The organism is Microbacterium sp. KNMS, assembly GCF_053851835.1.
In genome coordinates this window covers 1-260 of record NZ_JBSQBP010000136.1, presented here as the reverse complement: position 1 = coordinate 260, position 260 = coordinate 1, and the positions used below count along the sequence as shown (strand labels likewise).

1 pseudogene is annotated in these 260 nt (G+C 68.5%); it reads right to left on the bottom strand.

Annotation, left to right across the window (positions count from 1 at the left end):
- Nucleotides 1-260, bottom strand: a pseudogene (locus ACWXWW_RS18145) (IS1634 family transposase); the annotation flags it as partial.

Here is a 260-nt window from a genome sequence, read left to right as displayed (position 1 = left end):
GGCCTGGGCGATCCGGTCCCGATAGGCCCGGGCGGCACACCGTTTCAGGCAGCGTTTCACCGTCGACAGGTGCACCGGCTCGACACCGAGGTCGGCCACCACGCGCAGGCTGTCCAGCTTCGTGGTCGGCTCCACCAGGCGAGCGAGCACGAGCTGGAAGAACGCCTCGTCGTCGATCACGTCGAACCCGAGCCGCTGCCACGAACCACGGACCACGTCCAGCAGCAGCTGGGACCGTTTGCCCTCGATCACTGCCACCC